The following is a 12452-nucleotide window of genomic DNA, read 5'->3' on the forward strand; positions in this document are numbered from 1 at the left end:
AATCGAGACCGTATCGCCGGACGGCCATTCGGCCGGATCTACTGGAGCACCTATCCTGATCCATTGGGGTACGGGAAGTCGCCGAGCCGGTTCAGCGATCCTCGACGCCGTCTTGATGCCAACCGGTTTGGCGTTCTGTACCTCGGTGACTCTCTGAAGGTGTGCTTCCTCGAGACCGTGCTCCGCGACCGCCGCGAAGCAATCCTTGCCGATCTTCCAATAGAGGAGGTGGAACTGACCCGACGGCGCTATGCGCAGATCACGACCACAGCGGACCTACGCCTGGTCCACCTCACAGGCGACAATGCCCATTCGGATGGGTGTGCCGACCGATGTCGTTCGGGCACAGCGCCAGAACCTGGCACGCCGGTGGTCACTGGCGTTTCACGAGCACCCATCTGAGCCCGACGGGATCATTTATCCCTCGCGCCTCAACGAGGCGACCAATCTTGCCATTTACGATCGCGCGGTACCGAAACTTCAGGCGAAGCGTGTTATGACCCTTCTCGGCGCGCCAGGACTGGCTCAGGTTCTGGAGGATTCAGGGTGGGGTTGGTGTGAAGATGCAGCACGTATCCGTATCGCTTGGCGAAGATGGCTGTAGCGCCAGAAGCGTCCACTAAGCCGGAGCAACGGAACGACCGACCGGGAGCCGTCGGTCTGCTTCGGATCAGCGGCTGGCCAAAGCCGACGTAGCTCGTCGGAAGCTCGCGAGCAAATGCCGGCTTGCTGATTTCCACGCCCGGAAGCGAACCGTCACACAAATCCGCATCTCAGGCATCACCTTGCAGACGGCCGGTTCGCCATTTCGACGGCATAGGGTGCATGGAGCACCCGACGCCCCACCCCTACCTCTGAAAATGCCCCAACCCGTTCTCATTGAGATAGTCCACCGTCATCACCCGCGCGCGAATGCCGCCGGGGGAACCAACGAACTTCACCGATGACAGCGAGCCGGTCGGCGCGTTCTCTCCGCGGGGCGTGAGGGCGTAGGTGTCGCCGTCCCAGTGCTCGAGCGTGAACTGCATGGGCTTGGGGCCGAGTTCGAGCATCAGCTTGTCGCCATCGGCCCGCACGGTGGCGGTGTCGAAATAGTTGCTCGTATATTGGCCCTCGTAGAAGGATGGACTGCGCGCCTTGGCGGGGTTCGTCGGCTTGACCTTGCCGGCGAGGTCGCCCACCGGCTTGTAGTAGGCCATGAACCGCGGCTTGATGTAGGGATACCAGTCGCGGGTGACCTGGCCATATTGCACGATGTCCATGAAGCTGGCGGCGACCGCCTCGGCGGCGCCGACGGGGGAGCCGTTGGTGAGCACGACGATGCCGACATCGGCCGAGGGCAAGATCTGGAAGGTGGTGCCGGCGCCGAGCAGGAAGGCGCCGGAATGGCCCATGGTGGTGCGGCCATTGGCGTTCACCCCCACATTGAAGCCATAGCCATAGGAGCTGGCCCGCGTATCGGGCGTCTCGCCGCGGTAGGTCACGCTCTGCGATGTGATGGCGGGCTGCAGGATCTTGGGATCGATCATGGGCTGGCCGCTATAGGTGCCGTCGCCAAGCAGCAGGATCATCCACTTGGCAAGATCCTGGGCGCTGGAGGAGACGCCGCCGGCCGGCGCCTGCTGGTCGGGGTCGCGGTCATAGAGCGGCTCGAACACATTCTCCGCCACGCGCGCATGCAGCACGGCGCGGTTCTTGCCGGCGGCAATGAAGTCCTCGTGCCGATAGCTGCTCGAGCGCATACCGAGCGGATCGAACAACAGGCTCTTGGCCAGCAGCTCCCAAGGCTGTTTCTCGGCGTGGGCCACTGCCTCGGCGCCGATCGTCGTGCCGAAATTGGCGTAGTGATAGGAGATGCGGAAGGGATCGAGGGGCACCATCCACAGGCTCCCGACGATCTGCTTGCGCTGGAAGCCGAGATCCTCGAGTTCGTCGCCCGCCGCCATCGGCAGGCCCGAGCGATGGGCGAAGAAATCGCCGATGGTGGCGTTGCCCGAGACATAGTCGAGATTGAGGCGAAAGCCGTCCCAGACCTTGCCGACCGGGGTATCCCAGTCGAAGCTGTGGTCCTTCGTCATGGCGATCGCGGCCACCGTGGCCGAGATCGACTTCGACACCGAGGCGACCTGGAAAATGGTGGTGCTGCTGACCTTAGAAGTGTCGTCCCGGTTGTCGCGAAGGCCATAGCCCTCGTCAAAGATCATTTTGCCGCCATGCACCACCGCCACGGCGAAGCCGGGAACGTCGGATGCTTCCTTGACTTTCTTGACGATGTCCGGCAGCGCGGCCAGCGCCTTCTCGACACCGCCGGGATACAGCTGCATAGCATCCTGCGGCGGCGATGGCCCAAGCTCCGGCACGTAGGACTGCGCGGCTGCCACAGCGGGCAGCATGGTAACGAGGGAAAGTACCAGGAGAGCAGCGACCTTCTTCATTGCATGTCCTCAAACTTGCACCGGCAGATGATCGGACCATACGCGGCAAGATGAAAGATGGTTGCGGTATTTTCCAACGGTATGTTTAACCTCCGTGCTGGGCGGCTTCAGGGCGACATGCGAAAGCACCTGTGGGATCACTATCAGGGTCGATGGAATATATCCTCATTACCTTGTTATGGACCGGCCCCGCCAGGAACTCTTTGGATATGTGGCCGTTTCCTCGACATACGGAAAAGCCTATCGGAGGTTCACATGTTTATACGAATAGCAAGCGCGTCGGCGCTCGTCCTTGCTTTCGCGTCGCCGGGCTTTGCCGACTGCGGCCAAGAGTTGAAAGTGCTTGAGCCGAACGTCATCACCGCCGAAACGGGCGCGAGCCCAAATAAATCAGGCATCCCGGCGACGAAGCACCAAGAGGAGGTCATGGCCGGCAAGCAGCAGGGGGGTAATCCTGAAATCACCGGATCAACGGCGGGAAATGTGAAGCCAACCACACCTCATCAGGAGCAAGTGATTGGCAACCGTAGCGCCCAGAATGCCGAACATCCTAGCCAGCTAATGGCGGAAGCTCACAAGATGTCCCAAGCTGGCGACGAGCAAGGCTGCTTGAAAAAATTGGCAGAACTCAAGGACGCCCTTGGTGTCAAGTGAACGCCAGATTGCCGGATGTTTCGAAGGCAGACACCGCCAGGATCGCTAGCTTGAAAGCCTGATGGAGTCGACACCGCGGAGCAAGCGCCATCGGCCACCCTTCGATTTGAAACTGCTCGCATTTCTACGGCGGCAGCTGCCGTCTTCTAGTCGCTGCATCGACCAGTTCGCGAGCGCGATTTAGACGATTTTGCGAGTATCAACTTCGCGACGCCTTTCGCCAAAAGACGCCGCGCGGTGACCGCCTCGTGAAAGGCAAGGTCACGTCGGCGTAACGCATTTCCACGGTTCCGGCCCGAACGGGCACGGCTGGGGGAGACATTTGAGTTTCGGGTGCACGGACGGGTGTCCGAGGTGCGGGTCGATGGCGAAACCTGCGCAACAAGCGAGGCCAGCGCCAACGCCCCGGCTGCGGTGTTCACGATGACTGCGGAAGGCGTTGTGTTGGGCCAGCGCTACCTGACGGCCTCGCAATCCCTCGACCAGATCGACCTGCGGAGGCAGGCTTTTTGCCGGATTTTTGAACCATTTCTGAAGCCGCGCGAGTGCTTGTGCGAGGGTGCCGTGAATAAGGGGCCGACGCTCGGTGTCGTAGCTGTCAGGCAGGGCAGAGCCCGCTTCTCGACGCATGACCATGGCAAGCTTCCACGCGAGATTTGAGCATCATGAATGCATGAATTGTCGCCGAACGCCCCGTCGGAGGCATCAGATACGCCGCGTCGCGCCATGTAAGTTCCCTCGTTGGGCTGGGCTGACTGGAACGCTGACAGAAACCTCTCCCCGTCGCTGGTGCGCCCTGCCGCTGTCGGGACGAACTTTCTTCCATCCGGCTTGGCGCTGCCGGTGCCTGCGCACGCACTGCTCAGTGATCAGGGAGGAGTGTTCTCGGGCATTCCACTATCGCGACCTCGTTTCGAACGTTTTAACACGCCCCCTCAAGCTTGATCTCGCCGAGCGCTGCACTAGCCCTTCCGATCTTGGCTATTGCCAATGCGTATTCGACCAGGCTTGCGCAGACGAACGCTTCAACTCAAAAGTCACGACGCCGCAATGTTAGCATCACTCGTCGTAGCAATTTCTGGAAATGCGCAACTCGACAACCGCCTGCCAGCCAGGCGTGTTCGTCGTCCAGCCTTCACGAAGGGGACGCGCTGGCGGACGAATCCCCCATCACCCAGTTCACGATGACTGCGTCCCACCCGCTCACCGCTTGGCGCTGTCACTGTCGGCTTCGGCCCGCACAAGGAACTGCTCGGTCGTGGAGGGAAGACGGGATTTCAGCCAATCCGCCATCGCGACTTCCTCTTGCAGGTTCTCTTCGCAAGCCCGAAGAACCTCGGTTTCGCCGAGCGATCGAGCGGCGGCAATCAGGATCGTGTAGGAGGCGATTTCCATGTGCTCGAACGTGTAGCTCGCGAGCGATCCTTTCATCACCTCGTCTCCAGCGAAGACGCCGCTCAGCGATTGCGCCATCGCCGTCAGCTTACCGCCAGCATCCTTCATCATGGATGAACCCTCGTCCATCTGATCTAGACAAGTCTTCAGCCGGGCAGCCTGCTGCTTGGTCTCGTCGAGGTGCTGTCGGATCCGGTCGCTCAGTTCGGGATAATTCTCGATACGGCTCAACTGCCCGTTCAACATCGTTTCTGCCTGCTCTTCCATGGCATGAGCGTCTCTAAGCCATTGGACAAACCATTCCCGGCTTTCTGACATTTCGAATCTCCTTTGCTATTTAAGGAAAAACTTTCAGAAGAAGACATTGTTCCGGAGCAAAGCCGCGGAACAGGCTTGATCCTTCCAGAGGATCGGCGCCGTCGGCGGATCTCAATTCACCTCACGAAATCCTCAGCAATGCGGGTGAGGGCCAAGATCGCGGAAGATCGGCGCCAGGAAAACGGGCCATGGACGCGAGACGCGCCGATCAACCACACGTGCTCGCTGCTGCGCGTTCCATTACAAAGTCCAACTGGCACTGGGAGGGCGAAGGATCTAGCCTGTCAGTTTAGTGAAGTCGTGGCGGCGCGCGCGAACATGTGCCAGCAAATTCGTTTCGTTTACGACCCCTGATTGAAAGAGATTCAGCGTGGTCGAGGCCAGAATCTGACCGTCCATCGGGGTGCTGTACCATTTGGCATCGGCGGTTACCTGGTCGACCACCCGCTGGCAGATCGCCCGATCTTTTGGTCTAAGGAACTGACTTTTCGGTGCTCGTATCATCTCGAAGCCTTGAAACGGGGAGTCACCTGTCTCCCGCGCGATAGCCATGCGTGGTCTCCGAGCATGGACCCTAAACGCATTCAGACAGAAAATTGCCATTCGTTTGAGTGGTACCGATGTCGCGTGGATAAGCGGCGGTCCGCGAGCTAATCCACCATGTCGCGCAGCGGCTTCTTGCGCTTTGGCGTCCTGTACTTCTCGACCAGCCTGACCTTGTCGATGTCGATCGTCACCAGCGGTCCCAGATCGATAGTCACCCTGCCGCCTTCCTCGTCTACGCGCGTGATCTCTCCGGTAAGCTCGATCTGCTGCCCCTTCTTCACCTTGGTATGATCGATGATCGAATGCGGAAAGCTATAGCTCGGAATCGAGACGTTTACGCAGTGCTGGGTGACCCGTTTGCGAACGCGGCCGGGATCGCCACCTCGTCACGAATGGAAATTCCGCGCGCCGTTCCATGAGTCTGGTGCGCTCGGCGCCTTACTCAAGATATTGCTAATTATGGATGAGCCCGCTTCCTCCAATCGATGGATGAAGCCGATCGTGGGCCGGTGCTACTTTGATGCATCGCGCGCCTTACCCGACAAGAGCTGGCTCCAGGGGCAAAATATGAGCAAGACGACTCTCATTGCTATCGCAATCCTCTCGATCAGTGTCGGCTGTGCCGAAGCCAAGGACCGTAAGGTCGAAACGGCGACCCACCGTAAGGTCGAAACCGCGACCCTCGGCACGTATGCCAATTCGAAGAACTTGCCGGTTTGTACAGCGGCAAGCTCACTCTTCGAAGTCCTCGGTGATAAATGTTTTCTCGTCACAGGTTCGATGATCTATGGCGACATCGCCGAACTCTCCCAGACAATCACTTTGAGTTGGTAGCCGAAGCAACAACCTCCCAGCGCGGCCTCCATTCTCCGGTATGAAGCTGCGTCGCAGGGGCTGCCTTCGCCCAGATATCGACCCAGTCTTCGCGCGTCGTCAATACCGGCGCAATCCCCAGTCACCACGGGCCTCTCCAAAATTCTTATGCCGTCCGCACCTGCGGTCGAGCGAGTCGCGCCAACACAGCAGCGCCTCTGCATCGTTTGGGCAACCCAACGCATAGCTTCCGGTCCGGAAACTCGCTTACGCGTCTCATCGTCCATTCGGCAGTGGAAAATTAGGCCGATTTGGCAATGCTCAGAATCGCGTAGCTGTCCTGCGATCCGCTCGGAGAGGATGGCGAGTGGTTGCGGCAACTGCGCCTCAAACTGGCTGGCAACCGCCGTCTGCAGCCCGCTGCTGCGGAGCAGCGCTGACGCTGCGTTCGTCCGGACCGTCGCAAGACCGCTTGATTGTATCCGGCCTGGAGACAGACAAACGCCGGCGCAACCTCACCCTGAAACCAAAAGATAATATCGATGACCTTCAACAGCTATGCTCCCAAGGGTTCAAGCGCCTGCAAACATTCACCATGCCAATTTCGCCATCGCCGCTTCGATAATGACGGCGCCATCAATTTCATGGAGCAAGCTTTGCCGCCAAGGGGTTCTGCCCGATGGCGGCGATCAGGCTCGTGCATACCTCGATCACCATCACCAAGACCCTGCGAGACGCAGAAGAGGCGAGCCGCATGAAGCGGCTAGAAGACCCCAAACCCAAAAGCCGCTGATCGATTTGAGCCGCAGTAACGAAGTGTAACCGGGTTCCCACTACAAGAAGCTCAAACCGCGCAAGACCGCTGATCGATACGGCCACGATCTTCAACGGTCTTGCCCAATGGAAGCCGCCCCAATGGAAATCGCCACGAACGGCCATACAACTAGCCATCTGATGAGGTCACGGCGCTTTGCGCCTCTCTTCTGGACGCAGTTCCTTTCCGCCTTCAACGACAATTTCCTCAAGAACACGCTGGTGTTCCTTATTCTGTTCACCCTGGCGGCGGACAAGGCTGCATCACTGGTGACGCTGGCGGGTGCCGTCTTCATGGCTCCTTTCCTGCTCCTGTCCGCCGTTGGTGGCGAGATCGCCGACCGGTTCGACAAGGCGCTCATCGCCCGTCGGCTGAAATTCACCGAGATCGCCGCTGCGGCTGTCGCTGTCGTTGGAATCACCCTGTCGTCGATCCCGGTGCTGATGATCGCGTTGCTCATGTTCGGCATCATCTCGGCACTGTTCGGACCGATCAAGTACGGCATCCTGCCGGATCATCTCGAGCGCAAGGAATTGCCCCGCGCCAATGCCTGGATCGAATCGGCAACCTTCGCCGCCATCCTCGGCGGCACTATCGCCGGAGGCGTCGTCTCGGCCGATGGCATTGGGGTCTCGGTATTCGGGCCGATCATGATGGTCCTTGCCGTGGCCTGTTGGTTTGTCAGCCGCTACATCCCGTCCACCGGTTCTGCGGCTCCCGACCTAGTCATCGACAAAAACATCTTTCGCTCGACCTGGCGACAGGTGAACGGTTTGCGTGCCGACAAGCGGATCTGGCGCGCCGGACTGATGACGTCGTGGTTCTGGCTGATCGGGGCCATTGTCCTTTCGATCCTGCCTACACTGGTCAAGGATTCGCTCGGTGGCGGAGAAATCGCTGTCACCGCCTATCTCGCGGTGTTCGCCGTGTCGATCGCCATTGGCTCTGCCATAGCCGCATGGATGTCGCAGGGCCGCATCGTGCTCTTGCCAGCCCCGGTTGGCACTGCGTTGATGGCACTGTTCGGCTTGGACCTGGCCTGGATCATCTGGAGCATGCAGCCTTCGATCGGGGCCGAAACGCTCGCAATATTCTTCGCCGGGCCAAACACGGTCCATGTTGCGATCGACCTTGCCGGCATGGCTATTGCCAGCGCCTTTCTTGTCGTACCAACCTTCGCCGCCGTACAAGCCTGGGCGCCCGAAGCCAGCCGCGCTCGCGTCGTCGCCGCGGTGAGCATCGTCAATGCAGGCTTCATGACGGTGGGCGGCATACTTGTCGCCGCGATTCAAGCAGTGGGCGTCTCCACTGGAGGTATCCTGTTCGGCCTCGCCGCACTCAACGTGGTCGCCGCCTGGCTGATGCTGAGATATCTGCCAACCAACGCCTTCCGCGACTTCGTTTCCATTCTGTTCCGAGCCTTCCATCGTCTGGAGGTGGAGGGGCTGGAAAACCTTAAGGCGGCCGGCCCGGCACCCATCCTGGCGCTCAACCATGTCAGTTTCCTCGACGGCCCATTGGCTTTGACGCTGACGGATGAGGAGCCGGTGTTTGCCATCGACTACACCATCGCCCAAGCCTGGTGGATGAAGCCGTTCATGAAACTTGCGCGCGCCCTGCCGCTCAATCCGGCCAAGCCGATGTCGACCCGCACGCTTATCAAGGCCGTGCAAGGCGGCGATCCGCTTGTCATCTTCCCCGAAGGCCGGATCACCGTGACCGGCGGCCTAATGAAGGTCTATGACGGTGGCGCCATGGTGGCCGACAAGACCGGCTCGATGATCGTGCCAGTGCGCATCGACGGCCTGGAGAAGAGCTATTTTTCGCGGCTGAGTTCGCTGCATGTGCGCCGCCAGCTGTTCCCAAAGGTCAGGGTGACGATACTAGAACCGGCCAAACTTGAAGTACCGCCGGACCTCAAGGGCCGGAAGCGCCGCGCAGCGGCGGGTGCTGCCCTCTACCAGGTCATGTCGGATCTCGTCTTCCGCACCCAGGACATCGACAAGACTGTGCTGGAGAAGATCATCCAGACGGCGAGCGAACGCGGCATGAAGCAACTGGCCGTGCAGGACCCCGTCACCGGTTCGCTGAGCTACGGCAAGCTGCTGACAGCCGCCGCCGTGCTTGGCGAGAAATTCAAGAACCTCTATGCCGGCCAGCAGACGCTCGGCATCATGCTGCCCAATGCCAACGGCGCCTGTGCGACGCTGCTCGGCGTCATGTCCGCCGGCAAGGTTCCGGCGATGATGAACTTCACTGCCGGTGCGGCCAACATCCTCTCCGCTTGCAAGGCCGCCGAGGTGCGCACCGTGCTGACTTCACGCGCCTTTGTCGAACAAGCGAAACTTGGCGCCGTGGTCGAGGAACTCGGCCGCTCGGTCGATATTGTGTGGCTTGATGATCTGAGGGCCACCATTGGCCTCAAGGACAAGCTGCTCGGCCTATTGCGCAAAAATACACCCCGGGTCGCCCGCAAGCCCGGCCAACCGGCGGTGATCCTGTTCACCTCAGGTTCTGAAGGCACGCCTAAGGGCGTGGTGCTCACCCATCGCAACATCCTGGCTAATGCCGCCCAGGCCGCCTCGCGTATCGACTTCCATTCGGGCGACAAGGTCTTCAACGTGCTGCCGATCTTCCACTCGTTCGGCATGACAGCAGGTACGGTGCTGCCGCTGATATCGGGCGTGCCGGTCTATTTCTATCCCTCCCCGCTGCACTATCGCATGGTGCCGGAGTTGGTCTACGCATCGAACGCGACGATCATCTTCGGCACCGATACGTTCCTCAGCGGCTATGCGCGTACGGCACACCCTTACGACTTCCGCTCAGTGCGCTATTGCTTTGCCGGCGCGGAACCGGTCAAGGCTTCTACGCGCGCGACCTATATGGAAAAGTTCGGCCTGCGCATCCTCGAAGGCTATGGCGTGACCGAAACCGCGCCCGTGATCTCCATCAACACGCCGATGTACAACCGCTCCGGCAGTGTCGGCAAAATCATGCCGGGTATGGAGTACCGCCTGGACCCGGTGCCTGGCGTCGAGGATGGCGGACGGCTTTTCGTGCGCGGGCCCAATGTCATGGCGGGCTATCTGCGCACCGAGAAGCCGGGCGTGCTCGAGCCGCTCGAAGACGGCTGGCATGACACCGGTGACGTGGTCGCCGTCGACGACGTCGGCTTCATCACCATTCGAGGCCGCGCGAAGCGCTTTGCCAAGATCGGTGGCGAGATGGTTTCGCTGGCCGCCGTCGAGGCACTGGCGGGCGAATTGTGGAAAGGCTCGCTCTCGGCAGTCGCCGCCGTGCCAGATGCGCGCAAGGGCGAAAAGCTGGTCCTCATTACCGAGGCTGTCAACGCCACGCGTGCCGAATTCCTGGCCTTCGCCAGGGCCAACGGCGCCATGGACCTGATGGTGCCGGCCGAAGTGCGCGTCGTTGCGAAAGTGCCTGTCCTCGGCTCAGGCAAGCTCGATTTCTCCGCTGTGATCAAAATGGTGAGCGGCGAAGACATGAAAACCCAAGCGGCTTGAACGACTCGCTTTTACGGGTAACTTTTGTGTATCTCGGTTGAGAACACGGGACCACCGCGAAAGTTCGGTGCACGCAGCGCCACGCGAACGAGCTGCAGCTGGCGAAAACGATGGTGCAGGGTCGATGCGCTCATTTGCACATGTGCCGCGAGCTCGTCGATGTTGAACTGTCGAGGCGGCGGTCACAGAACTGGCAAGCGAGGACCATTGGCTTGTCCGACTATCGTTGCGCCTTCAGCAGACGCTCTAGCGTTGAAAAGTCACTCATGTCGCGGTAGGGCGTCAGGTCAAGATCCTTGGGGATCTTCTTGAGCTTCTCTTCGGAGATCGGTTTTTCGTTCTTTTTGTTGAAGGCCTGGTAAGCTGACCAGCCAACACCCGCCGCCTTCACTGCATCGCGTTCGGCTCGAAGAGCGATTTGATGCGCGTGCAGATAATGAAGCCCGAGTTCGTCTAGGAGCGCCTTTTCAACGATTTCGTGCGTTAGCAGAAATGGGGCAAGCCGGACCTTGGCCGATTTCCAATCCATAGTGCGAGGCATATGGCGATCGATATAAATCGTCCTGCCATCTTTGCTGTATCCAGCAATGTAGGGGATATCGAAATCATGAACGATCTTCACCCGACGATGCAGCGCCCGCACAGCGTCACTCAGTACATCATCGTCCAAGTCTTCGGAAACGTGGCGGACTTCATCTTCAAGCTTCATTTTTTCCACACTGACACCAGCGGCATTTTGCTCCCATAGACCGGATCCTTGCGTTGACGGCCAACTTGGGAATCGTTCGTAATGCCCGCTCATGTTCCTGGGCTGTCGTGCATTCGTCATAAGCCTCGGATGCGGGATAAGCGCCGACCACCAGGAAACCAGCAGACTCGGAGAGACATTGGTGACCGGTGCCGGCCGGAAGAACTGCCATGTCGCCGGCCTTCCAGGACAATGTACGGCCCCTGTTGCCCCCGAACCGAACCTTGCCGGTGCCGCCCGCAACCCCAAGCACTTCATTTTTGCGGGAATGGTAATGGACGTAGTGGTAGATGCCGTCCCGCCAGCCGCTACACCAGCCATTGGCCTCGAAAAGCTCTTCCGGCACGGCTGCGGAATCAAATTGTTCCACCGACCTTACGGCGCCGCGATAGACGACAAACGGCCAGAAGGGGTGGTTCGGCACGAGGCCGTCATCCTTGAACCGAAATTCGAGTGGCTTCTTCATCTTCACAAATTCGGCGAGATCTTGCTTTCTCGGTCGCGCGATACCCGTCGCCTGCTCGGTAGCTTTCTTCAGGCTCTCGAGAATGCCCACGGCGAATCCTTGCGCTGGATGAGACAGCGGCGAAAGCCTCCGCTCTGGTCTCAACAAATCTCAACCAGCGACACCGCACTTTGTTCCTTTTGCCGAATGGCCGCTATTAAGCTGCGGCCCGTGAGGAGAACTGAAACTCAGAGAAGCGCCCGCATGTCGGCCGCTCAGCTTGTGCCTGCCGGAGTTGAACGAGAATTGTCTTGGCGGTGCTGCGCCAGAAGGCATTCGCGTCCTCCAGGTTTTTGGATTCCAGGACCCGGGCGATACCTTCGACCAATTTCCGCCGCCGATTCAGCGGAAACGCGCTTATGTTGAATGATCGATCACCTCACCGGATCGCCCAAGCTTCGAAGGCCGCAACCTGTTGCTGATCGCTTTCCTGATCATCACCGTGCAAGGCAGCGACGTGCTGCAATTTATCTTCGGCAAGCTGTTCGGCCGGCATCTCCTGGCGCGGTGGCGGAAGCGAAACTCACCGCCGTGCCGTACTTTACCTGGGACAATCGCGACCCCGGCGAGATGCTGGTCTGGCTCAGAAGCGCGGGGCAGCTCTATCGCCATCTGAGCCGCGTTGCATGCCTTGAATTCGCCGGCGCGCGCGTCATCTAGCTTTCAGTGGCGCCAGCCACTTGAACGGGTGGAGGCA

Annotated in this window: 13 protein-coding genes and 1 pseudogene; 6 read left to right on the forward strand and 8 right to left on the reverse strand. The window is 59.9% G+C overall.

Going from position 1 to position 12452, the window contains the following annotated elements; genetic code table 11:
- Positions 1–63 precede the first annotated feature (63 nt).
- Positions 64–402 (forward strand): RES family NAD+ phosphorylase, encoded by a 339-nt coding sequence (locus tag NKH28_RS26460; protein WP_352927981.1) that lies wholly within the window; start codon positions 64–66, stop codon positions 400–402.
- A 446-nt stretch (positions 403–848) separates the two neighbouring features.
- Here the strand turns inward: NKH28_RS26460 and NKH28_RS26465 are convergent, their stop codons facing one another.
- The gene (locus tag NKH28_RS26465; RefSeq protein WP_352980793.1) at positions 849–2435 is read right to left on the reverse strand and encodes a serine hydrolase; all 1587 of its coding nucleotides are present in this window, start codon (positions 2433–2435) and stop codon (positions 849–851) included.
- Between the two features lie 255 nt (positions 2436–2690).
- On the opposite strand from NKH28_RS26465, the gene NKH28_RS26470 reads away from it, so the two are divergent.
- Entirely contained in the window at positions 2691–3089 is a 399-nt protein-coding gene (locus tag NKH28_RS26470; RefSeq protein ID WP_352980794.1) for a hypothetical protein, read from the forward strand.
- Between the two features lie 261 nt (positions 3090–3350).
- On the opposite strand, the gene NKH28_RS26475 is transcribed toward NKH28_RS26470, so the two are convergent.
- From NKH28_RS26475 to NKH28_RS26490, 4 genes are all read right to left on the reverse strand, one after another.
- A complete protein-coding gene (locus tag NKH28_RS26475) occupies positions 3351–3725 on the reverse strand; it encodes a hypothetical protein (protein ID WP_352980795.1) in 375 nt (124 codons plus the stop codon).
- Between the two features lie 567 nt (positions 3726–4292).
- The gene (locus NKH28_RS26480) at positions 4293–4802 is read right to left on the reverse strand and encodes a ferritin-like domain-containing protein (protein ID WP_352612666.1); all 510 of its coding nucleotides are present in this window, start codon (positions 4800–4802) and stop codon (positions 4293–4295) included.
- 276 nt (positions 4803–5078) lie between these two features.
- The gene (locus tag NKH28_RS26485; protein WP_352835350.1) at positions 5079–5354 is read right to left on the reverse strand and encodes a hypothetical protein; all 276 of its coding nucleotides are present in this window, start codon (positions 5352–5354) and stop codon (positions 5079–5081) included.
- Positions 5355–5452: 98 nt separating this feature from the next.
- Complete coding sequence (locus NKH28_RS26490) at positions 5453–5629, reverse strand: hypothetical protein (protein ID WP_352835348.1); 177 nt, start codon at positions 5627–5629, stop codon at positions 5453–5455.
- A 208-nt stretch (positions 5630–5837) separates the two neighbouring features.
- On the opposite strand from NKH28_RS26490, the gene NKH28_RS26495 reads away from it, so the two are divergent.
- Complete coding sequence (locus NKH28_RS26495; protein WP_352980796.1) at positions 5838–6182, forward strand: hypothetical protein; 345 nt, start codon at positions 5838–5840, stop codon at positions 6180–6182.
- An 894-nt stretch (positions 6183–7076) separates the two neighbouring features.
- Entirely contained in the window at positions 7077–10502 is a 3426-nt protein-coding gene (locus NKH28_RS26500; protein WP_352980797.1) for an acyl-[ACP]--phospholipid O-acyltransferase, read from the forward strand.
- A 220-nt stretch (positions 10503–10722) separates the two neighbouring features.
- Here the strand turns inward: NKH28_RS26500 and NKH28_RS26505 are convergent, their stop codons facing one another.
- From NKH28_RS26505 to NKH28_RS26515, 3 genes are all read right to left on the reverse strand, one after another.
- Entirely contained in the window at positions 10723–11211 is a 489-nt protein-coding gene (locus NKH28_RS26505) for a hypothetical protein (protein ID WP_352503494.1), read from the reverse strand.
- Positions 11201–11806, reverse strand: coding sequence for a cupin domain-containing protein (locus NKH28_RS26510; protein ID WP_352835337.1), 606 nt, complete (start codon positions 11804–11806; stop codon positions 11201–11203). The genes NKH28_RS26505 and NKH28_RS26510 overlap by 11 nt, the downstream gene beginning before the upstream one ends.
- A 106-nt stretch (positions 11807–11912) precedes the next feature.
- Entirely contained in the window at positions 11913–12116 is a 204-nt protein-coding gene (locus tag NKH28_RS26515) for a DUF6074 family protein (protein ID WP_502898610.1), read from the reverse strand.
- Between the two features lie 24 nt (positions 12117–12140).
- Here NKH28_RS26515 and NKH28_RS26520 point away from each other — a divergent pair.
- Both NKH28_RS26520 and NKH28_RS26525 read left to right on the forward strand, forming a co-directional pair.
- A pseudogene (locus NKH28_RS26520) lies at positions 12141–12260 on the forward strand (phosphatidate cytidylyltransferase); the annotation flags it as partial.
- Positions 12261–12262: 2 nt separating this feature from the next.
- A complete protein-coding gene (locus tag NKH28_RS26525; RefSeq protein ID WP_352980798.1) occupies positions 12263–12415 on the forward strand; it encodes a hypothetical protein in 153 nt (50 codons plus the stop codon).
- Positions 12416–12452 lie beyond the last annotated feature (37 nt).

Source organism: Mesorhizobium sp. M1227, assembly GCF_040318315.1.
Taxonomy (GTDB): domain Bacteria; phylum Pseudomonadota; class Alphaproteobacteria; order Rhizobiales; family Rhizobiaceae; genus Mesorhizobium.